Here is a 21564-nt window from a genome sequence, read left to right as displayed (position 1 = left end):
TGCCTTTCGTAGGAGAAGGAGTTCACCAGCGGTCGTGCACGTGCGCGCGGATGCGCTCGTCGTACAGCCGCTCGAGGTCGGAGAGCTGGGAGTCGGACAGCGGCGCCATCGTCGCCGCGGCGACGTTGCCGCGGACCTGGGTGACGTTGCGCGCCCCGGGGATGACGGTGGTGACGCCGGGCTGGTCGATGACCCAGCGCAGCGCGAACGCGGCGGTCGGCACGGCGTCGCCGGCGATCGCCGCGACCTCGCGGGCGGCCTCGACGCCGATCTCGAACGGCACCCCGGCGAAGGTCTCCCCGACGTCGAAGGCCTCGCCGTTGCGGTTGAAGTTCCGGTGGTCGTCGGCCGGGAAGGTCGTCGACTCGTCGTACTTCCCGGTCAGCAGCCCGCTGGCCAGCGGCACGCGGGCGAGGATGCCGACGCCGGCCTGCTGCGCGGCGGGCAGCAGCTCCTCCAGCGGCTTGCGCCGAAAGATGTTGAGGATGACCTGGATGGTGGCCACGCCCTCGTGCTGCAGGGCGGTCAGCCCCTCCTGCACCGTCTCCACCGAGACGCCGTAGGCCGCAACCGAGCCGTCGGCCACGAACCCGTCAAGGGTGTCGTAGACCCGCTGGTCGGAGTAGACGGCGGTCGGCGGGCAGTGCAGCTGCACCAGGTCGAGGGTGTCCACGCCGAGGTTGCGGCGCGAGCGGTCCACCCACGCCCGCAGGTTCGCAGGCGTGTACTGCGCGGCCTCGAACGGGTCGGCGCGCCGGCCGGCCTTGGTGGCGACGAAGGGCCGCTCCGACCGCGGGGCCAGTGCCTTGCGGATCCGGACCTCCGACCGCCCGTCGCCGTAGACGTCCGCGGTGTCGAGCAGGGTCACCCCGGCGTCGAGCGCGGCGTCGAGGACCTCACCGGCCGCCTCGTCATCGACGTCGCCCCAGTCACCGCCGAGCTGCCACGTGCCCAGGCCGATCACGCTGACGTCGGCCCCGGTCCGACCGAGCGGTCGCTGCTCCATCGAAGAACTCATCCCTCCACACTCGCACGCACCGTCTCGAACAGCTCGGCCACGGGAACGGCCCGCTGGTCGCCGGTGCGCAGGTCCTTGAGCTGGCCGACGCCCTCGGCGAGGTCCCGCTCGCCGACGACGACGACGTGCGAGGCCCCGGACCGGTCGGCGGCCTTCATGGCGCCCTTGAGTCCCCGGTCGCCGTAGACGGTGTCGGCCGCGACGCCGGCCTGGCGCAGCTGCCCGACCAGCCGGACGGCCAGCCGCTTGGCCTCGGCGCCCAGCGGCACGACGAAGGCCTGCACGCCGGCGACCGCGCCGATGTCAAGACCCTCGGCCTGCACGGCCAGCAGCGTGCGGTCCACGCCGACGGCGTAGCCGATGCCCGAGACGTCCGGCCCGCCGAGTGCGGCGGACAGCCCGTCGTAGCGGCCGCCGCCCCCGATGGCCGACTGTGCGCCGAGCCCGTCGTGCACGAACTCGAAGGTCGTCTTCGTGTAGTAGTCCAGCCCGCGCACCAGCTTCGGCGCCTCGGTCCACGTCACCCCGAGGTCGGTGAGGTGCTGCCGGACGGCGTCGTAGTGCGCCCTGGTCGAGTCCGAGAGGTGGTCGACCATCAGCGGGGCGTCGTGGAGCTGGGCCTGCACCTCGGGCCGCTTGTCGTCGAGCACCCGCAGCGGGTTGATCGCCGCCCGGCGCCGGGTCTCCTCGTCGAGGTCCAGCTTGTCCAGGTAGGCGACGAGCAGCTCGCGGTACTGCGGCCGGCAGGTCGTGTCGCCCAGCGAGGTGAGCAGCAGCTCGAAGTCGGTGAGCCCCAGGTCGCGGAAGCCCTGCACTCCCAGCGCCACCACCTCGGCGTCCAGCGCCGGGTCGTCGACGCCCAGCGCCTCCATGTCCACCTGGGTGAAGTGCCGGTACCGCCCGGCCTGGGGGCGCTCGTAGCGGAACGCAGAGCCCACCGTCCAGAGCTTCACCGGCAGCGCGCCGCCGTGCATCCGGTGCTCGATGAACGCCCGCATCAGCCCCGCCGTGAGCTCCGGGCGCAGCGTGAGGGACCGGCCGCCACGGTCGGAGAAGCTGTACATCTCCTTCGTCACCACGTCCGTGGACTCGCCCACCCCGCGGGAGAAGACCGCGGTCTCCTCGAACACCGGCGTCTCGACGTAGCCGTACCCGGCCCGCCGCAGCGGTGCGGTCAGGGTGTCGCGGACGGCCAGGAACCGCGCGGAGTCCGGCGGCAGGGTGTCGAAGGTGCCCTTCGGCGCGGTCAGCCCGCCGCTCACAGCCCGCGCCCCTTCGGCGCCTGGGCCGCCTCGGCCAGGTACGGGTTGGTGGCTCGCTCGCGGCCGATCGTCGTCGCCGGGCCGTGGCCGGGCAGCACGACGGTCTCGTCGTCCAGCGGGAGGACGACGTCGCGCAAGGAGGTGAGCATCGCGTCCCACGACCCGCCGGGCAGGTCCACCCGGCCGACCGACCCGGCGAACAGCACGTCGCCGGCCAGCAGGCCCGGGGCCTCCCCGAGGTCGACGGAGAACATCACCGACCCCTGGGTGTGCCCGGGGGCGTGCCGGACGGTGAGGTCGACCCCGGCCAGCGACAGCACGGCGCCGTCGTCGAGCGGCCTGACCTCCGAGGGGTCGGGCAGCTGCACGCCGGTGATCAGCGGGGCGAGCTGGGGCCCGTGCCAGCGACCCGGGTCGGCGAGCATGCCGAAGTCCTGCGGGTGCAGGTACGCGGGGATGTCGTAGCCCTCACAGACCGGAAGCACCGAGAAGGTGTGGTCGAGGTGGCCGTGGGTGAGCACCACCGCCACCGGCTTGAGACCGTCCTCGGCGAGCATGCGGGCCAGCGGCTCGACGGCGTCCATGCCGGGGTCGACGACGACGCACTCCTGCCCGGGGCCGGAGGCGACGGCGTAGCAGTTGGTGCCGAAGGCGCCGGCGGGGAACGAGCGGATGAGCACCCGTGCAGGCTACGCGGCGCCACCCGGAGCATCCGGCGCTGCCAGGGAACTCCCAGCGCCGCCGCCTAGACTCCCTCCCCGACCGGACCGGACCGGCCGGACGCGGCACGCCCGCGTCCCTGTCCGGCCGCCACCGCCGCCCGCCCGAGGAGTCCGCCCCCCGTGCCCACGAACAAGCAGCGTCGCGAAGCCGCGCAGCGCCACCTGCAGCGTCAGCTGGAGCGCCGCGCCGAGCTGGCCAAGAAGCGGCGACGCAACCTGGGCATCCTCCTCACCGCGCTCGCCGTCGTCGTCGTGGCGGGAGCCGCACTGCTGATCACCGGCGTCCTCGGTGGGGACGACGGCGGCGACGACCAGGCCGCCGGTACCACCACGCCGACGGCGGAGACGCCGGCGACCAGCTCGCCGGCGGCGCGGACCACCAACGCCGACGGGACCGTCACCTGCGAGTACCTGCCCGACGAGTCGGGGAACCCGAACCTGACCGACGTCGGCACCCCGCCGAACCCCGAGGCCACCCCGACCCAGGGCACCGCCGCCCTGCTGATGAGCACGAACCAGGGCGACCTGACGCTCACCCTGGACCGGGCGACGGCGCCCTGCGCGGCGGCCAGCTTCACCTACCTCACCGAGCAGGGCTTCTACGACGGCACCTCCTGCCACCGGCTGGTCGACTCCGAGACCTTCGGCGTGCTGCAGTGCGGCGACCCGACCGGCACCGGTTCGGGTGGCCCCACCTACAAGTACGCCGAGGAGGTCACCCCGGACACCACCTACCCGCGGGGCACGATCGCCATGGCGAAGACGGCGGCCCCCAACAGCACCGGCGGCCAGTTCTTCCTGACCTTCGTCGACACCGAGCTGCCGCCCGAGTACACCGTCGTCGGGACCGTGGACGAGGCCGGCCTCGCGGTCCTGGACGAGGTCGCCGCGGGCGGGGTCCAGGGCGCCGAAGGCCCCGGTGACGGCGCCCCGAACATCCCGGTGACGATCGAGGACATGGCCGTCGTCGGCTGACCGGCGACGCCCTTCCCGCCCCGTCGCCGCGCGGGCCGCCGCCCCTCCTGGCTCACCTGCAGGGGTCCTGGCTCACCACCGGACGTGAGCCAGGAGCCCTGATGACCAGGTGACCTGATCGTCAGGGGGTGATGCGGGAGGGCGTGCGCCGCCCAGGGCCCGCGACTGTCGTCACGCGGTGACGCGCTCCACGTCGAAGACGCCGTCGACGTTGCGCACCGTCTGCAGCACCGCGCCGAGGTGCGCCGGATCGGCCAGCTCGAAGGTGAACCGGCTGATGGCCACGCGGTCGCGACTGGTCTGCACCGACGCCGACAGGATGTTGACCCGCTCGTCGGCGAGCGCCTTGGTGACGTCGGAGAGCAGCCGGTGCCGGTCGAGCGCCTCCACCTGGATGGCGACCAGGAACACCGAGCCCGGCGACGACGCCCACCCGACCTCGACCAGACGTTCGGGCTTGCGCTGCAGGTCGGCGGCGTTCGTGCAGTCGGTGCGGTGCACGCTGACCCCGCCGCCGCGGGTCACGAAGCCGAGGATGTCGTCGCCGGGAACCGGCGTGCAGCACTTCGCCAGCTTGGCCCAGACGTCGGTCATGCCGTGGACGATGACGCCCGGATCACCGCTGGCCGAGCGCCGCGCCACCGGGCGCCGGGTGGGGATCGCGGTCTCGGCGATGTCCTCGGCCGCGCCCTCGCTCCCACCGAGGGCCGCCATGAGCTTCTCCACCACGGAGGCGGCCGAGAGCTGGCTCTCCCCCACCGCCGCGTAGAGGGCGGTGACGTCGGCGAAGTGCAGATCCTTGGCGAGGGTGGACAGCGCCTCCCCACCGAGGAGCCGCTGCAGCGGCAGGCCGGCCTTGCGCATCGCGCGGGTCAGCGCTTCCTTGCCCGCGTCGACGGCGTCCTCGCGACGCTCCTTGGTGAACCACTGCCGGATCTTGGTACGCGCCCGGGACGAGCCGACGAACGACAGCCAGTCCTGCGACGGGCCGGCGTTGGGCGACCGGGAGGTGAAGATCTCGACGACGTCACCGTTGCTCAGCTTGCTGTCCAGGGACACCAGCGAGCCGTTCACCCGCGCCCCGATGCAGCGGTATCCGACCTCCGTGTGCACCGCGAAGGCGAAGTCCACCGGCGTCGACTCACCGGGGAGGCTGACGACGTCGCCCTTCGGCGTGAAGACGAACACCTCCTGCGGACCCAGGTCGTACCGCAGCGTCTCCAGGAACTCGCCGGGTTCCTGGGCCTCGCGCTGCCAGTCCAGCAGCTGCCGCAGCCAGAGCATGTCGTCGGGGGTGCCTGCCTTGGGCGGCGCTCCGAACTCCCCGGCGCTCGGCTTGCCGCCGGCCCGCGCCTTCTCCTTGTACTTCCAGTGCGCCGCGATGCCGTACTCGGCGGTGCGGTGCATGTCGTGCGTACGGATCTGCAGCTCGACCGGCTTGCCCTGCGGACCGATCACCGTGGTGTGCAGCGACTGGTACATGTTGAACTTCGGCATGGCGACGAAGTCCTTGAAGCGGCCGGGGACCGGCTGCCAGTGCGCGTGCATGATCCCCAGCGCCGCGTAGCAGTCCCGCACCGAGTCGACCAGGATCCGGATGCCCACCAGGTCCCAGATGTCGGTGAAGTCGCGGCCGCGGACGATCATCTTCTGGTAGATCGAGTAGTAGTGCTTCGGCCGGCCGGTGACGACCGCCTCGATCTTGGCCGCCTTCAGCTGGTCGTTGACGGTGGTGGTGACCTCGGCCAGGTAGGTGTCGCGCGAGGGTGCGCGCTCGGCGACCAGCCGCACGATCTCGTCGTACCGCTTGGGGTACAGCGTGGCGAACGCGAGGTCCTCCAGCTCCCACTTGATCGTGTTCATCCCGAGCCGGTGGGCCAGCGGAGCGAGGATCTCCAGCGTCTCGCGCGCCTTCCTCTCCTGCTTCTCCGGCGGGAGGAAGCGCAGCGTGCGCATGTTGTGCAGCCGGTCGGCCAGCTTGATGACCAGCACCCGCGGGTCGCGGGACATCGCCACGATCATCTTGCGGATCGTCTCGGCCTGGGCGGCGTCGCCCAGCTTCACCTTGTCGATCTTGGTGACGCCGTCGACGAGGTGGGCGACCTCCGAGCCGAAGTCGGTGGTGATCGTCTCCAGGGTGACGCCGGTGTCCTCCACCGTGTCGTGCAGCAGGGCCGCGATCAGCGTGGTCGTGTCCATGCCGAGCCCGGCGAGGATCGTGGCGACGGCGAGCGGGTGGGTGATGTACGGGTCGCCGCTCTTGCGCTTCTGCGCGGCGTGCGCCGTCTCGGCGACGTCGTAGGCCCGCTGCAGCAGCACCAGATCGGCCTTCGGGTGGCTCTGCCGGTGCAGCGCTGCCAGCGGTTCGAGAACCGGCCGGACCAGCCCGCTGCGCTGCCCCGCGACGATCCGCCGGGCCAGGCGGTCGCGCACCCGGCGCCGCGGCGCGCCGGACTCGGGGTCGAGCGGTTCGGCGGCGACGTCGTCGGGCCGGCGCACCACGGGGCGCTCGGGCAGCGGGCTGCGCACCGGGGCGTCACCCGGTGGACCGTCGTCGGTTCCCGGCGGCCCGGTGACCGTGCCAGGCCGCGCGGGAGCCGCGTCTGCGGCTACATCGGAGGCCACGGCGACTCCTGCGGGCTCGAGGAGGGAAGAACCCTCCCCATGCTAGCCGCCAGGTGCGCCACCCGGCGCCCCGCCGGCCGGTCGGCCTCCCTCGGTCAGGTGGTCCAGAGGGCGTGCACGGTGTGCGGCGCCAGCCGCTCCCGACCACCGAGGGCGGCCAGCTCGACGACCACGGCCACGGCCGCGACCACCCCGCCCAGCTGTTCCACGAGCGCGATCGCCGCCGTGAGGGTGCCGCCGGTGGCCAGCACGTCGTCGACGACCAGCACCCGCTGGCCGGGACGGACGGAGTCGGTGTGCAGCTCCAGCGTCGCGATGCCGTACTCCAGCGCGTAATCGGCGGCGATGCGCTCGCGCGGCAGCTTCCCGGCCTTGCGCACCGGCACCACGCCCACCCCGGCGTCCAGGGCGACCGCAGCGGCGAGGAGGAAGCCTCGGGCCTCCACACCGGCGACGACGTCGAACGCCCGCTCCCCCGCTCGGGCGTCGGCCAGCGCCGCGGCCCGCGGATCCGAGTGCGCCGGCGCGGCGAGGCCGTCGACCACCCGGCGGAAGGCCGGCCCGTCGGCGAAGACCGGGGTGAGGTCCCGGAACACGATGCCGGGCTCGGGATGGTCGGGGACGTCGACCGTGAGGCCGGCGATGAGCTCGTCGATCGGTTGCCGGGCCGGGATGCCGGTCACCGGCGCCGCTTGCCGGCGGGCCCGGTCCGGCCGACGGGCCGGTTCGGACGGGCGCCCGGGCGGGGTGCGGCGGTGGCGCCCCGCACCGGCTCCGGCCGCACGGTGTCCGGGGACTCGACGACCACGTCGGCGGCCACGCTCTCCGGCAGGTCGGCCAGAGCCACCCCACCGGCCGGACGGCGCCGGCGGGCGCTGGCCACCGGGCCGGCCGGTGCCGACCCACCGCCGGCGCGCGCGGCCGACGACCGGCGGGCCTGCACCCGGCGGCGCAACGCCTCCTGGGCGGGCTCGCGTTCCTTGAGGTCGGCGACGATCGGCGTGGCCAGGAAGATCGACGAGTAGGTGCCGGCGGCCAGGCCGACGAAGAGCACCAGCGCGAGGTCCTTGAGCGTGCCGACCCCGAGGATGCCCGCGCCGACGAACAGCAGCCCGGCCACCGGCAGCAGCGCGATCACCGAGGTGTTGATCGACCGCATCAGCGTCTGGTTCACCGCGAGGTTGGCTGCCTCACCCCACGTCATGCGGGCGCTGTCCTCCAGGTCGCGGACGTTCTCGTCGACCTTGTCGAACACCACCACGGTGTCGTAGAGGGAGAACCCCAGGATGGTGAGGAAGCCGATCACCGTCGACGGGGTGACCTCGAAGCCGATCAGCGAGTAGACGCCGGCGGTGACCACGATGTCGTGCACCAACGCCGCCATGGCGCCGACCGCCATCTTCGGCTGGAAGCGCACCGCCAGGAACAGCACGACGGCGACGAGGAAGACGGCCAGCGCCACGAGCGCCTGCTGGGTGATGTCGCCACCCCACTCGGCGCTCACCGACTCGGGGCTCACGTCGTCCGGCGCGATGCCTGCCGCCTCGGCGAGCGCGTTCACCACGACGCGCTCGGCGTCGTTGTCGAGCTGCTCGGTACGCAGCAGCAGCGTGTTGCCACCGACCACCTGGGCGGTGGCGACCTCGGCGCCGGCGTCCTCCGCCGCCGTGCGGGCCTCCTCGAGCTGCGCCTCGGTGCCGGGCAACCGGAAACTGCTCCCGCCCTCGAAGTCGATCCCGAAGTTGAACCCGCGGAACACCATCGAGGCGATGCAGAGCAGCACCACGACCGCGGTGACCTTGTAGATCAGGCGGCTGCGGCCCACGACGTCGAGACCGGCCTCGCCGTTGTAGAGGCGGTGCGCCAGCCCGGCGCGGCGGCCACCGGCCCGAGCCGGGTCCGCGGGCGCGCCGTCGTCACCCGGGTCGTCCAGCAACCCGACGTCGGCCAGCGCCTCCTCGCCGGTGCCGCCCTGCTCCGGCGCCAGGTCCTCGGAGTCGGTCGGGCGGGTCATGAGGTGCTCCTGTCCTGGCGGCCGTTGCCGCTGGTGGCGCCGACGAGTTCCCGGCCGCGGTCCGGCGCCCCCGCGGGGCGGCGGGTGTGCTCGACGCGCCCCAGCCCGGAGAACCGGTTCCTGCCGAAGCCCTTGACCCGGGACAGCACGGCCATGAGCGGGTGGGTGAAGAGGAAGACGACGATCAGGTCGAGCACGGTCGACATGCCGAGGGTGAAGGCGAAGCCCTTCACGTCGCCGATCGCCAGCACGTACAGGATCGCCGCCGCCAGGAAGCTGACCGCGTCGGCGGACAGGATCGTGCGCCGCGCGCGGACCCAGGCCCGCGGAACGGCCGACCGCAGCGAGCGGCCTTCGCGGATCTCGTCTTTGAGTCGTTCGAAGTAGACGACGAAGGAGTCGGCGGTGATGCCGATGGAGACGATGAACCCGGCGATGCCGGCGAGGCTCAGCGTGAACCCGATCTCCCGGCCCAGGATGATCAGGCAGGCGTACACGACCACCGCCGACAGCGCGAGGCTGGCGATCATCACCAGCCCCAGCAGCCGGTAGTAGATCAGCGCGTACACGAAGACCAGGGCGATGCCGAGGGCACCGGCGATCAGGCCGGCCTGCAGCTGCTCCTCGCCCAGCTCGGTGGAGATCGACTGCGCCGTCGCCTGGGTGAAGGACAGCGGCAGCGCGCCGTAGCGCAGCTGGTTGGCCAGCTCGGTGGCCGACTCCTGGTCGAAGTCACCCGAGATGGTGGTCTGACCGTTGATGGCGGCCTGGATGGTCGGCGCGGAGATGACCCGGCCGTCCAGGGTGAAGGCGACGTTGGAGCCGATGTTCGCGGCGGTGTAGGCCGCCCAGGTCGCGCGCCCTTCGGACCGGAAGTCCAGCAGGACCACCCAGCTGCCGTCGGTGGGGTCGGTGGCGGCGCCGGCGTCATCGATCTCGGTGCCCTCGATGAGCGTGGGACCGAGCAGGTACTTGACGGTGCCGTCGGTGCTGCACGCCGCCACGAAGGAGTCCGGCCGGGCGACGTCGCCGGTGATGTTCTCCGCCGCGCAGGTCAGGGAGGCGAAGGCCGCGGCGGCCTCTTCCTGGGTGACCACGGGGGCGTTCTCGTCGGGCAGCGCCGGATCCTCCACGGGCCCGTCGGTGTCCGTGGGCTCCTCGCCCTCGGCCGGCTCCTCGCCCTCGGCCGGCTCCTCGGCCGGCGCGGCCGGGGCGGGACCCTGGACCACCGGCCGGAGACGCAGTTGGGCGGTGGCACCCAGTTCCCGGGCCTGCTCGCCGTCGTCGCCGGGGACGGAGATGACGATGTTGGAGTCACCTTCGGTGACCACCTCGGCCTCGGCGACGCCGAGGCCGTTGACCCGCTGCTCGATGATGCGGCGGGCCAGCTCGAGGTCCTCGGGGGCCGGCGCCGCACCGTCGGGCGTCCGTGCGGTGAGGGTCACCGTCGTGCCACCCCGCAGGTCGAGTCCGAGCTGTGGGGTGCGGGTGTCTCCGGTGAAGAAGACGAGCCCGTAGAGCAGGGCGAGGATCAGCGCGAAGGCGCCGAAGTAGCGCCCCGCGGGGAGCGAGCGGTTGGCCACCGAGGTCCTCCGGCTCAGACGGTGCCGTCGGCCGGGCGCGAGGGGTCGTCGACCGCCGTCGCCGCGTCGGCCGGGCGGCGGATCTCGAGGATCGCCTGGCGGGCGAAGGTCACGACGACGCCGGGAGCGATCTCCAGGTCGATCGTCTTCTCGGCCAGCCCGGCGACCGTCGCGTGCAGACCGCTCGTCGTCATGACCGGCGTGCCGATCTCGAGGGAGGCCTGCATGGCGGCGGTCTGCGCCTGCACCTTCTTGCGCTGCCGGGCGGGCAGCACGAAGAGGACGACGGCCAGCACGGCCAGCATGATCAGCGGGAAGTACTCCACGACAGGTGTGCCTCTCTTCCGCGTCTGGTGCTCCGCGGTGGGGTTCGGTCCGGGACGGGACCGCTCGGGTACGTCGGTGCCGGCACGCGCGGCCACCAGGCGGGACGCGCACGGCCCGGCCTGCGAGTTGCGCGCCAGCGGTCAGGAGTCTAGGCGTCGAACAGAGCTTGTGACGACGACCCCGGGACCGGTGGGTCTGCTGTGACCCGACCGAGGGGGACGCCGCCCCGCGGCACCGGGCGGCCCAGGTGCTGCCACGCCGCCTCGGTGGCCACCCGGCCGCGGGGCGTCCGGGCCAGGAGCCCGGCGCGCACGAGGAACGGCTCGCACACCTCCTCGACGGTGTGCGGCTCCTCCCCCACCGCGACGGCGAGGGTGGCGACGCCGACCGGACCGCCGCCGAACTTTCCGACCAGCGCCTCGAGCACCGCCCGGTCCAGCCGGTCCAGGCCCAGGTGGTCGACGTCGTAGAGCGCCAGCGCCGCCTCGGCCACCGCCCGGGTGACCCGGCCGTCGGCCTCCACCTCGGCGTAGTCGCGCACCCGCCGCAGCAGCCGGTTGGCGATCCGCGGGGTGCCGCGGGACCGCCCGGCGATCTCGACAGACCCCTCGTCGGTCAGCTCCACCCCGAGGAGGGCCGCGCTGCGGGCGAGCACCCGCTGCAGGTCGGCCGGCTCGTAGAACTCCATCTGCCCGACGAAGCCGAACCGGTCGCGCAGCGGGCCGGTGAGCAGCCCGGCGCGGGTGGTGGCACCGACGAGCGTGAACGGGTTGATCTCCAGCGGGATCGCCGTCGCCCCCGGGCCCTTCCCGACGACGACGTCGACCCGGAAGTCCTCCATCGCCATGTAGAGCAGTTCCTCGGCCGGGCGGGCGATGCGGTGGATCTCGTCGATGAACAGCACGTCACCGGGTGCGAGGTTGGACAGCATCGCCGCCAGGTCGCCCGACCGCTCGATGGCCGGACCGCTGGTGATCTTCACCGAGGTGCCCAGCTCCGAGCCGATGATCAGCGCCAGGCTCGTCTTGCCGAGCCCCGGCGGGCCGGAGAGCAGGACGTGGTCGGGGGTGCGGCCCCGCCGCTTGGCCCCCTCGAGCACCAGCGCGAGCTGACGGGCCACCTTGGGCTGGCCGATGAAGTCGTCCAGCGAGTGCGGTCGGAGGGCCGATTCGACCACCCGCTCCTCGTCACCGGCCTGCGGCGAGACCGACCACTCCGGCGCCAGGTCATCGGCGAGCTCGCCGGTCAGGGACCGGTCGAACGGCGCGCTCATGACCTGCCCAGCAGCTGGAGCGCCTGCCGCAGCAGGACGGCCACCTCGACACCGCCGGTGGCGGCGATCTGCGCGTCGGCCACCGGGGCGAGCTCGGCCACTGCGCCCTCCGCTTCCTTGGCCGACCACCCGAGACCCGCCAGGGCGGAGGAGAGCTGGTCCCGCCACGGGGCGACCGGCGTCACCTGCGACAGCCCGGCGGGCGCGTCCAGCGTGGTGTCGGTGCTGGTGGACCCGAGCCGGTCGCGCAGCTCCAGGATCAGCCGCTCGGCGCCCTTCTTCCCGATGCCGGACACCTGCATGAGCGCCTTGACGTCGGCCGTCGAGACGGCGCGGCGGACCTCCCGCGGCGGGTGGATGGCCAGGACGGCCTGGGCCAGCCGCGGGCCCACGCCGTTCGCCGTCTGCAGCAGTTCGAACAGCTGGCGCTCGTCGTCGTCGGCGAAGCCGTAGAGGGTGAGCGAGTCCTCCCGCACCACGAGGCTGGTGGCCAGCCGGGCAGCCTCGCCCACCCGCAGCCGGGCGATCGTGCCGGGGGTGCACTGCACCGCGAGGCCGATCCCCCCGACCTCGACCACCGCGCCGTCCGGGCTGACCGCGGCGACCCGGCCACTCACACTGGCGATCACGGGGCCACCTCCGTGCACCCTTGCCGGTTGCGGCCGCGTAGGGGCACGCCTGACACCAGGGTGGTCATCGGGCCGCCACCCCCTGCCAGCGCGGCAGCGTCCGCTGCACGACGGGGGCCCCGAGGCCGCCGGCGATCGCGGCGCTGCGCAGCCGCTGCTGCGCGGGCCCGCGCCAGGCGTGGCAGACCGCCAGTGCCAGCGCATCGGCGGCGTCGGCCGGCTTGGGCGCGGCGGCGAGACCGAGGACCCGGGTGACCATGAGCGTGACCTGCTCCTTGTCCGCGCGGCCGTTGCCGGAGATGGCTGCCTTGACCTCGCTGGGGGTGTGCCAGGCGACCGGCCGGTCGGCCTGGGCCGCGGCGAGGGCGGCGACCCCCGCGGCCTGGGCGGTGCCGGTGGCGGTGCCCCGGTTGTTCTGGGTGAACACCCGCTCGATGGCCACGACGTCGGGGCGGTGCTCGCGCAGCAGCGCGGTGACCGCGGTGTGCAGCTCCAGCAGCCGCAGCTCGACGTCGAGCTCCGGCATGGTGCGGACGACGCCCACGCCCACCGCCGTCGGCCGCGCGCCGGGACGACCGTCGACCACTCCCCACCCGCATCGGGTGAGGCCCGGGTCGATACCGAGCACCCGCATGGTCACTCTCCCGTCAGCCGAACTGGTGTTCGACCGAGGCTAACCGGCAGCGCCGACGCGCGGGCACCGCAACACGCCGTCAGGCGTCGGCGGTGACCTGCTCCATGACCTCGTCGGACACGTCGTAGTTCGCGTAGACGTTCTGCACGTCGTCGAGGTCCTCGAGGGCGTCGATCAGCTTGAACACCTTGGCCGCGCCGTCGGCGTCCAGCTCCACCTGCACGCTGGGCAGGAAACCCATGTCGGCCGAGTCGTACTCGATGCCGGCCTCCTGCAGGGCGGTCCGCACCGCCACCATGTCGCCGGGCTCGCTGACCACCTCGAAGGTGTCCCCCAGGTCCCGGACCTCCTCGGCGCCGGCATCGAGCACGGCCATCAGCACGTCGTCCTCGGTGTGGCCGGCGGCCGGCACCACGACGACGCCCTTGCGGGAGAAGAGGTAGGAGACCGAGCCCGGGTCCGCCATCGAGCCGCCGTTGCGCGTCATGGCGGTGCGGACCTCCATGGCCGACCGGTTCTTGTTGTCGGTGAGGCACTCGACGAGGACGGCGACACCACCCGCGGCATAGCCCTCGTAGGTGATGCCCTGGTAGTCGACGCCGCCGGCCTCGAGCCCGGCGCCGCGCTTGACCGCCCGGTCGATGTTGTCGTTGGGCACCGAGCTCTTCTTGGCCTTCTGGATGGCGTCGAAGAGCGTCGGGTTGCCGGCCGGGTCGCCGCCGCCGGTGCGGGCCGCGACCTCGATGTTCTTGATCAGCTTGGCGAAGAGCTTGCCGCGCTTGGCGTCGATCCCGGCCTTCTTGTGCTTGGTCGTCGCCCACTTGGAATGGCCGCTCACGGCGTATATCCCCTCTCGTCCCCGGCGTGCTCGCTCTGAACGCTGCCGGCCTGCTCGGCCAGATGTCGACGCACGACGTCGACGAACAGCGCGTGCACCCGGCGGTCCCCGGTCAGTTCGGGGTGGAAGCTGGTGGCCACCACGTTCCCCTGGCGGACCGCGACGATCCTACCGTCGGCCGCACCGCCGACGACCCGGCCGAGGACCTCGACCCCGGGTCCGGCCTCCTCGACCCACGGCGCCCGGATGAAGACCGCCTGCAACGGGCCACCGTCGACGCCCGCCAGCTCGACCCCCGACTCGAACGAGTCCACCTGCCGGCCGAAGGCGTTGCGGCGCACCGTGATGTCCAGGCCTCCCACCGTCGGCTGCCCGGGCGGGGCGTCGACCAGGCGGTCGGCCAGCAGGATCATGCCGGCGCACGTGCCGTAGGCCGGCAGGCCCGCCCGCAGCGCCTCGCGCAGCGGCTCGAGGAGCCCGGAGCGGGCGGCGAGCTTGGCCATGGTGGTCGACTCACCACCGGGCAGCACGATCCCGTCGACGTCGGCCAGTTCCTCCGGACGCCGGACGGGACGGGCGTCGGCGCCTTCGGCGCGCAGCGCGGACACATGCTCGCGGACGTCGCCCTGGAGGGCGAGCACCCCGACGACAGGGACGCCGACCGTGCCGTCCCCCACCCGCCCGGTCACCACCCGCGGGTGGCGTACCGCTCGCTCTCGGGCAGCGTCGAGACGTTGATGCCGACCATGGCCTCGCCCAGGCCGCGGGACACCTTGGCGATCACGTCGGGGTCGTCGAAGAAGGTCGTCGCCTGCACGATGGCCGCCGCGCGCTGGGCCGGGTCGCCGGACTTGAAGATGCCGGAGCCCACGAACACGCCCTGGGCGCCGAGCTGCATCATCATCGCCGCGTCCGCCGGGGTGGCGATGCCGCCGGCGGTGAAGAGCACGACCGGCAGCGCACCGAGCCGGGCCACCTCGACCACCAGGTCGTGGGGGGCGCGCAGCTCCTTGGCCGCGACGAAGAGCTCGGTCTCGTCCAGGGTGCCCAGCCGCTTGATGCCGGCGCGCAGCGCCCGCATGTGCCGGGTGGCCTCCACGACGTTGCCGGTGCCCGCCTCCCCCTTGGAGCGGATCATCGCCGCCCCTTCGGCGATGCGCCGCAGGGCCTCGCCGAGGTCGGTGGCGCCGCAGACGAACGGCACCGTGAACGCGTGCTTGTCGATGTGGTGGGCCTCGTCGGCGGGGCTGAGCACCTCGGACTCGTCGATGTAGTCGACGCCGAGCGACTGCAGCACCTGAGCCTCGACGAAGTGGCCGATGCGGGCCTTGGCCATCACGGGGATGGAGACCGCGTCGATGATCCCCTGGACCATGTCGGGGTCGCTCATGCGCGCGATGCCGCCCTGCGCCCGGATGTCCGCGGGCACCCGCTCCAGCGCCATGACGGCGACCGCGCCGGCGTCCTCCGCGATCCTCGCCTGCTCGGGGGTGACGACGTCCATGATGACGCCGCCCTTGAGCTGCTCGGCCATGCCGCGCTTCACGCGGTCGGTGCCGGTGGCGGGCTTCGCCTGGTCGGAGTTCGCTGCCACGGGTGTCCGCCTTCGCGTAGACGAGTCGAGTGACGCACGACGTTACGGGGGTCAGCCCGCCCGGCGGCCCGCCGGGTCGGCGTCCTTGGTCACAGCGGCCACCCGGTCGTCGATGTCGAAGTAGCGCGGCAGCGGCCGGGACCGGTGCAGGCCCGTCCAACGCGGGAACCGACGTCCGCGCAGCTGCCGGGTGTCGCGGACGGCGTCGTTGTAGAACCGGCGGGCCAGCGCCACCCGCGTCTGGGTTCCGGCGAGGTCGGTGCGCAGCGCCGTCGGCACTCCCGGCAGCTCGGGCGGCAGCTCGCGCAGGATGCGGCCGAGCGCGTTCTCCGCCAGTTCGCGGTCGCCGGGACCGGCCGCGCGCGCCTGCGCGACCGCGGCGGCCAGCGCCCCCGCCGCCGCATCGCCGAGCGCGGCCGGATGGTGCCGCGCCAGCTCCTCGGCCAGGCCGGCGCGCCGCTGGAGCTGGGCGTCCAGCGTCGCCCATGCGCGGTCGACCCTCACCCGGAGCCGCCGCAGCCGGGTGAGGGTCCAGCCGGCCCAGACGGCGAGCACGACGAGCATCCCTGCAGCGAGCAGCAACCAGTCCAGGGACGTCACGGGGGTCGAGGCTAGCGGCGGACCCGCCGGATGCGGGGAGGTCGCGCCGCGGTGCCCGTCGGCGGCACCGCCGGGAAGTCGTCCTCGGGGGCCGCCGTCACCACTCCGCCCCCCGGGGGCAGCACGGTCTCGTAGACGGCGAGGATGCGCCGGGTGAGGACCTGCCAGTCGTAGCGCGCGGCCACCTCCGCCCCCCGGGCGGCGAGCGCCTCGCGGCGCTCCGGGTCGGCGAGCAGGTCGCACAGGGCCCGGCCGAGGGCGGCGGCGTCCCCACGGGGCACGAGCACACCGGCCGCGCCGTCGTCCAGCACCCGCCCGAACGCGTCCAGGTCGCTGGCGACGATCGGCGCCCCCGCGGCCATCGCCTCGATGAGGATCACGCCGAACGACTCGCCGAGCAGATTGGGCGCGCAGTAGACGTCGACCGAGCGGAGGAGCGCGGCCTTGTCCGCCTCGGAGATCTCACCGAGCAGCGTGACGGAGGGACGCAGCTCCTCCCCCACCAGCCGCCACAGCTCGCCGGCGTCGCCCCGGCCGGCGACGAGCAACCGCACGTCCGGGTGCTCCTCGACCACGGAGCGCAGGGCGCGGAGCAGGACGGGCAGCCCCTTGCGCGGCTCGTCGTACCTGCCGAGGAAGCCGATCGTCGGCGGGTGGCCGGCGCCGCCATGACCGGGCAGGCCCGGCCCATCGGCGAAGAACGGCACGTGCACCCCGTTGGGCAGGATGACCGCGTCGCCGCCGAGGTGCTCGACCTGCACCCGCCGGGCGAAGTCCGAGACGGCGATCCGGCCGCTGATCTTCTCCAGCCACGGCCGCGCCATGGGGCCGACAGCGGCGAGCCACTTCGACCGGGTCGTCGCCGCATGGAAGGTCGCCACGATCGGCCCGGTGGCGATCATGCAGACCAGCAGCGACACCGACGGCGTGGCCGGCTCGTGCACGTGGACGACGTCGAACCGCCCGTCACGCAGCCAGCGCCGCACCCGGGCGGCTGACACCGGGCCGAACTGGAGTCCGGCCATCGAGCCGTTGTAGGGCACCGGGACGGTGCGGCCGGCGAAGGTGATGCAGGGGTCGGTGAGCGACTCCTCCCGCTCGGCCGGCGTGAGGATCTCGACGTGGTGACCCATGGATCGCAGCGTCTCGGCGAGGTCGCGGACGTGGTACTGGACGCCGCCGGGGACGTCCCACCGGTACGGGCAGACCAGGCCGATGCGCATCAGGCGGTCACTCCCCGGCCCCGCCGCGGCGGGTCGGGCGGCACGTCGGGCCAGATGCGGCCCAGCATGTGCCAGTCCTCGGGCCGCTCGGCGATGCCGGCGGTGAACGCGTCGGCGACGCCCTGCATGGCGACGGTCGCCCCGGTGCGGGACCTGTCGGCCACGGGCACCTCCGGGTGGACCTGCACCCGCCAACCGGCGCCGTCGAACCGGCCGACCGCGGGCAGCAGGGCGGCACCGGTACGAGCCGCCAGCAGGGCGGCCCCGCTCGGCATCAGTGCGGGACGGCCGAAGAAGGTGACGGGCACGCCACCGCCACCGAGGTTCCGGTCGACCAGCAGGCACGCCACCCCGCCGTCGGCGAGCCACTGACGGACCACCTCCGAGCTCGGCCGCGGCCCGCCGGTCAGCGGGACGACCCGCATGCCGAGGGATTCGCGGTACTCCAGGAAGCGCCGGTAGAGCGATTCGGGCTGCAGCCGCTCGGCCACGGTGAGGAACGGGCCGCCGAGCCAATCGGTGAGCCAGGCACCGGCGGAATCCCAGTTGCCGCTGTGCGGCAGGGCCAGCACCACGCCGCGGCCCGCACTGCGTGCCCGTCGGATGAGCTCCGCACCGGGAACCTCCGTGTCCCGCCGGATCCGCTCGATCCCGAGCGTGGGTAGCCGGAAGGCCTCCTGCCAGTAGCGCGCGTAGGAGCGCATCGCGCGGCGGGTGAGGTCGTCCAGCTCGGGTTCGCCCAGCCGCCCGCCGGTGACGATCCGCAGGTTGGCCCGCAGCTGCCGGACCCCGGTGCCCTCGCGATGGGTGGCCCAGTCACCGGCCCGCTCGAACAGGCGGCGCGCGACCGGTTCGGGCAGCATCCGCACCGCCCGCCAGCCGGCCGCGTAACCGGCGTCGGGCAGCCGCGCCTGCAGGTCCTGGCGGGAGCCGCTCACGACCCGATCCCCCGGCCCGCAGCGGCGCGCTTCACCGCCAGCACGCGCTGCCCCACGGTGACAGCACTCCCGACGAGCAGCACCCACAGCGCCACGTCCACGGCATACGGGATGCCGAGGCCCGTGAAACCGGTGCCGACGAGGACCAGGATCAGCCGCTCGGTGCGCTCCACCACCCCGACGTCGCAGGACAGCCCCATGCCCTCGGCGCGGGCCTTGATGTAGGAGGTGAGCACGCCGAGCACCAGGCACAGCAGTGCCAGCAGCACCAGCAGGCGGTTGTCGCCGGCACCGGAGTACCACCAGACGAGCGCGCCGAAGATGGCGGCGTCCGCGGCCCGGTCACCGGTGGAGTCCAGGACCGCACCGAACACCGATCCGCCACCGCGCAGCCGGGCCAGCGCGCCGTCGAGCATGTCCAGCAGCACGAAGACCGTGACGGCGAACGCGCCCCAGAACAGGTGACCGGTGGCGATCAGGCCCACGGACGCGGCGACGGCGCCGACGGTGCCCGTGACCGTGACCATGTCCGGCGTGACCCCGGCGCGGGCCAGGCGGACGGCCAGCGGGTTCACCACCTTGGCCACCACCGGGCGGGCGTTGACGCCGAGCACTCAGATCTCCGTCGGGGTGGTGGGGTGGGCGGAGGACCCGGCGTGGTCGGACCAGGCGGCCGCGAGCAGGTCGCGGGTCTCGCGCAGCACCTGCGGCAGCACGCGGGTCAGGCCCACGACCGGCATGAAGTTGGTGTCCCCGCCCCACCGCGGGACGGCGTGCTGGTGCAGGTGGTCGGCGATGCCCGCGCCGGCCACCGAGCCCTGGTTCATGCCGATGTTGAACCCGTGCGCGCCGGCGACCGTGCGGATGGTGCGCATCGCCGTCTGAGTGAAGGCCCCGAGCTCGGCGACCTCCTCGATGGTGAGGTCGGTGTAGTCGGGCACGTGCCGGTACGGGACCAGCATCAGGTGGCCGGCGTTGTACGGGTACAGGTTGAGGACGGCGAAGACCGTCGTCCCGCGGGCCACCACCAGCCCGTCCTCGTCACCGAGGGTGGGGATGACGCAGAACGGGCAGTCGTGGGCGCCGGTGGGCTTGCCCTCGCCGCGGATGTAGGCCATCCGGTACGGGGTCCACAGGTGCTCGAACACCGCGGTCGGGCCGCCGTCGTCGGAGGACACGGCCACCCGGTACGGCTCGGTGCCGTCGCCTCCCCTTCCCGGGGCGCTCATCGGCGGACCGTGGCGTTCTCGGCGGTCGGGTCGGCGTTGCTGCGCGCGGCGACCCAGGCCGCGATCTCCGCGACCGCCTGGTCGACCGGGATGCCGTTGCGCTGGCCGCCGTCGCGGTAGCGGAAAGAGACCGCGCCCGCCTCGGCGTCGGTGGCCCCGGCGATGAGCACGAACGGCACCTTCTGCTTGCTCGCCGTCCGGATCTTCTTCTGCATCCGGTCATCGGAGTCGTCGAGGTCGAAGCGCAGCCCGCGCTCGCGCAGCCGCAGGCCGATGTCGCGCAGGTAGGGCACCTGCTCGTCGGTGACCGGGATGCCCACCACCTGCACGGGGGCCAGCCAGGCCGGGAAGGCGCCGGCGTAGTGCTCGGTGAGGACGCCGAAGAACCGCTCGATCGACCCGAACTTCGCCGAGTGGATCATCACCGGCTGCGCGCGCCCGCCGTCGGCCGCGGTGTACTCCAGGCCGAAGCGGGCCGGCTGGTTGAAGTCGTACTGGATCGTGGACATCTGCCAGGTGCGGCCGATGGCGTCCCGGGCCTGGACGGAGATCTTCGGGCCGTAGTACGCCGCGCCGCCCGGATCCGGCACCAGTTCCAGGCCGGTCTCCTTCGCCGCCTCCTCGAGGACGGCGGTGGCGACCGTCCACTCCGCGTCGGAGCCGATGAACTTGTCGGAGTCGTCGCGGGTGGACAGCTCCAGGTAGTAGTCGTCGAGGCCGAAGTCGCGCAGCAGCCCGAGCACGAAGTGCAGCAGGTGCCGGATCTCCCCCGGCGCCTGCTCGGGGGTGACGTAGCTGTGCGAGTCGTCCTGGGCGAAGCCGCGCACCCGGGTCAGGCCGTGCACCACGCCGGACTGCTCGTACCGGTAGACCGACCCGAACTCGAAGAACCGCAGCGGGAGCTCGCGGTAGGACCGCCCCCGCGACCGGAAGATCAGGTTGTGCATCGGGCAGTTCATGGCCTTGAGGTAGTACTTCGCGTTGTCCAGGTCCATGCCCGGGAACATGGTCTCCTCGTAGTACGGGAGGTGCCCGGAGGTCTCGAACAGCCCGCTCTTGCTGATGTGCGGGGTGCCGACGTAGTCGAAGCCCTCCTCGAGGTGCCGGCGCCGGACGTAGTCCTCCATCTCCCGCTTGATCACCCCGCCCTTGGGGTGGAATACGGGCAGGCCGGAGCCGATCTCGTCGGGGAAGCTGAAGAGATCCAGCTCGACGCCGAGCCGGCGGTGGTCGCGGCGCTCGGCCTCGGCCAGGTGCTCGAGGTAGGCCTTGTGCGCGTCCTTGCTCTCCCAGGCGGTGCCGTAGACGCGCTGCAGCTGCGGGTTCTTCTCGCTGCCCCGCCAGTACGCGGCGGCGCTGCGGGTGAGCGAGAACGCCGGGATGCTGCTGGTGCGCGGCAGGTGGGGCCCGCGGCACAGGTCGGTCCACACCCGGTCGCCGGCGCGGGCGTCGAGGTTGTCGTACATGGTCAGCTGCGCACCGCCGACCTCCACGTCGGCGCCCTCGGCTGCCTCCCCCGCACCGCCCTTGAGACCGATGAGCTCGAGCTTGTAGGGCTCGTGCGCGAGCTCGCCCTGGGCGTCGGCGTCGCTGATCTCGCGGCGGGAGAAGTGCTGGCCGGCTCTGACGATCTCCTGCATCCGCTTCTCGAGGGCCGTGAGGTCCTCGGGGGTGAACGGGCGCTCGGGGTCGAAATCGTAGTAGAAACCGTTCTCGACCGGCGGGCCGATGCCCAGCCGGGTGCCCGGGAAGAGGTCCTGCACCGCCTGGGCGAGCACGTGGGCGGTGGAGTGCCGGATGACCGCGCGGCCGTCGGCGCTGGCGGCCGGCACCGGGTCGACCTCGGCGTCGGCGTCCGGCGCCCAGGCGAGGTCCTTGAGGTCGCCGGTCGCCAGGTCACGGACGACCACCGCGCCATCGGGGCCCTTCAGCGGCACGCCGGCGTCCTTGAGCGCCTGCTGCGCCGTCGTCCCGGCCGGCACCCGGATCGGGCCGACGGCGGTTGGCGAGGGCGGGGTCGACACGGAGACGCTCCAGAGGATCGGCGGGTGGGCGAGGACACCGAGCCTAGTGCGCGGCC

The 21564-nt window shown here is 73.3% G+C and carries 21 protein-coding genes; 1 reads left to right on the top strand and 20 read right to left on the bottom strand.

All coding sequences use genetic code 11. The features are described from left to right. Positions 1-22: 22 nt before the first annotated feature. Genes BLASA_RS10565 through BLASA_RS10555 form a run of 3 tightly spaced genes read right to left on the bottom strand, consistent with a single transcriptional unit; the run spans position 23 to position 2960 of the window. On the bottom strand, positions 23-1006 hold the full coding sequence (locus BLASA_RS10565) for an aldo/keto reductase (protein WP_041775717.1): 984 nt from the start codon (positions 1004-1006) through the stop codon (positions 23-25). An 8-nt stretch (positions 1007-1014) separates the two neighbouring features. Then, the gene (gene hisS / locus BLASA_RS10560; RefSeq protein ID WP_014376120.1) at positions 1015-2280 is read right to left on the bottom strand and encodes a histidine--tRNA ligase; all 1266 of its coding nucleotides are present in this window, start codon (positions 2278-2280) and stop codon (positions 1015-1017) included. Continuing rightward, positions 2277-2960: an MBL fold metallo-hydrolase gene (locus BLASA_RS10555; protein WP_014376119.1), complete on the bottom strand. Its 684-nt coding sequence runs from the start codon at positions 2958-2960 to the stop codon at positions 2277-2279. The genes hisS and BLASA_RS10555 overlap by 4 nt, the downstream gene beginning before the upstream one ends. Before the next feature lie 162 nt (positions 2961-3122). Between BLASA_RS10555 and BLASA_RS10550 the strand changes: the two genes are divergently transcribed. Next, positions 3123-3977 carry a peptidylprolyl isomerase gene (locus tag BLASA_RS10550; RefSeq protein WP_014376118.1) on the top strand — a complete coding sequence of 285 codons (855 nt, stop codon included), beginning with the start codon at positions 3123-3125 and terminating at the stop codon, positions 3975-3977. A 171-nt stretch (positions 3978-4148) separates the two neighbouring features. Here the strand turns inward: BLASA_RS10550 and BLASA_RS10545 are convergent, their stop codons facing one another. The 17 genes from BLASA_RS10545 to thrS form a co-directional block, all read right to left on the bottom strand. Next, the gene (locus BLASA_RS10545) at positions 4149-6602 is read right to left on the bottom strand and encodes a RelA/SpoT family protein (protein ID WP_014376117.1); all 2454 of its coding nucleotides are present in this window, start codon (positions 6600-6602) and stop codon (positions 4149-4151) included. Between the two features lie 95 nt (positions 6603-6697). Next, entirely contained in the window at positions 6698-7285 is a 588-nt protein-coding gene (locus tag BLASA_RS10540) for an adenine phosphoribosyltransferase (RefSeq protein WP_014376116.1), read from the bottom strand. Beyond that, positions 7282-8616, bottom strand: coding sequence for a protein translocase subunit SecF (gene secF / locus BLASA_RS10535; protein ID WP_014376115.1), 1335 nt, complete (start codon positions 8614-8616; stop codon positions 7282-7284). The genes BLASA_RS10540 and secF overlap by 4 nt, the downstream gene beginning before the upstream one ends. Next, entirely contained in the window at positions 8613-10199 is a 1587-nt protein-coding gene (secD, locus tag BLASA_RS10530; RefSeq protein ID WP_014376114.1) for a protein translocase subunit SecD, read from the bottom strand. Before secD ends, secF begins: the two co-directional genes overlap by 4 nt. 14 nt (positions 10200-10213) lie before the next feature. Then, the gene (gene yajC / locus BLASA_RS10525; RefSeq protein ID WP_014376113.1) at positions 10214-10525 is read right to left on the bottom strand and encodes a preprotein translocase subunit YajC; all 312 of its coding nucleotides are present in this window, start codon (positions 10523-10525) and stop codon (positions 10214-10216) included. A gap of 149 nt (positions 10526-10674) precedes the next feature. Further along, positions 10675-11751 carry a Holliday junction branch migration DNA helicase RuvB gene (gene ruvB, locus BLASA_RS10520; protein ID WP_085972538.1) on the bottom strand — a complete coding sequence of 359 codons (1077 nt, stop codon included), beginning with the start codon at positions 11749-11751 and terminating at the stop codon, positions 10675-10677. A 44-nt stretch (positions 11752-11795) separates the two neighbouring features. Further along, positions 11796-12428, bottom strand: a complete 633-nt coding sequence (gene ruvA, locus BLASA_RS10515; protein WP_014376111.1) for a Holliday junction branch migration protein RuvA — start codon at positions 12426-12428, stop codon at positions 11796-11798. A 64-nt stretch (positions 12429-12492) separates the two neighbouring features. Next, positions 12493-13062: a crossover junction endodeoxyribonuclease RuvC gene (gene ruvC, locus BLASA_RS10510; RefSeq protein WP_014376110.1), complete on the bottom strand. Its 570-nt coding sequence runs from the start codon at positions 13060-13062 to the stop codon at positions 12493-12495. Positions 13063-13141: 79 nt separating this feature from the next. Beyond that, positions 13142-13900, bottom strand: coding sequence for a YebC/PmpR family DNA-binding transcriptional regulator (locus BLASA_RS10505; RefSeq protein ID WP_014376109.1), 759 nt, complete (start codon positions 13898-13900; stop codon positions 13142-13144). After that, a complete protein-coding gene (gene pdxT, locus BLASA_RS10500; protein WP_014376108.1) occupies positions 13897-14589 on the bottom strand; it encodes a pyridoxal 5'-phosphate synthase glutaminase subunit PdxT in 693 nt (230 codons plus the stop codon). The genes BLASA_RS10505 and pdxT overlap by 4 nt, the downstream gene beginning before the upstream one ends. Further along, entirely contained in the window at positions 14586-15494 is a 909-nt protein-coding gene (gene pdxS, locus BLASA_RS10495) for a pyridoxal 5'-phosphate synthase lyase subunit PdxS (protein WP_014376107.1), read from the bottom strand. The genes pdxT and pdxS overlap by 4 nt, the downstream gene beginning before the upstream one ends. A 51-nt stretch (positions 15495-15545) precedes the next feature. After that, positions 15546-16094: a hypothetical protein gene (locus tag BLASA_RS10490; protein ID WP_014376106.1), complete on the bottom strand. Its 549-nt coding sequence runs from the start codon at positions 16092-16094 to the stop codon at positions 15546-15548. An 11-nt stretch (positions 16095-16105) separates the two neighbouring features. Next, positions 16106-17317: a glycosyltransferase family 4 protein gene (locus BLASA_RS10485; RefSeq protein ID WP_014376105.1), complete on the bottom strand. Its 1212-nt coding sequence runs from the start codon at positions 17315-17317 to the stop codon at positions 16106-16108. After that, a complete protein-coding gene (locus BLASA_RS10480) occupies positions 17317-18255 on the bottom strand; it encodes a phosphatidylinositol mannoside acyltransferase (protein ID WP_014376104.1) in 939 nt (312 codons plus the stop codon). Before BLASA_RS10480 ends, BLASA_RS10485 begins: the two co-directional genes overlap by 1 nt. Then, positions 18252-18869, bottom strand: a complete 618-nt coding sequence (gene pgsA / locus BLASA_RS10475) for a phosphatidylinositol phosphate synthase (RefSeq protein WP_014376103.1) — start codon at positions 18867-18869, stop codon at positions 18252-18254. The genes BLASA_RS10480 and pgsA overlap by 4 nt, the downstream gene beginning before the upstream one ends. Continuing rightward, positions 18870-19484: an HIT family protein gene (locus BLASA_RS10470; protein WP_014376102.1), complete on the bottom strand. Its 615-nt coding sequence runs from the start codon at positions 19482-19484 to the stop codon at positions 18870-18872. Then, a complete protein-coding gene (gene thrS / locus BLASA_RS10465; protein ID WP_041775716.1) occupies positions 19481-21508 on the bottom strand; it encodes a threonine--tRNA ligase in 2028 nt (675 codons plus the stop codon). The genes BLASA_RS10470 and thrS overlap by 4 nt, the downstream gene beginning before the upstream one ends. Between the last annotated feature and the right edge of the window lie 56 nt (positions 21509-21564).

The sequence above is a fragment of the Blastococcus saxobsidens DD2 genome (genome assembly GCF_000284015.1).
In the GTDB taxonomy this organism is placed as follows: domain Bacteria; phylum Actinomycetota; class Actinomycetes; order Mycobacteriales; family Geodermatophilaceae; genus Blastococcus; species Blastococcus saxobsidens_A.
The sequence above is the reverse complement of the archived record's forward strand: the minus strand, read 5'-3'. Positions and strand labels throughout refer to the sequence as shown.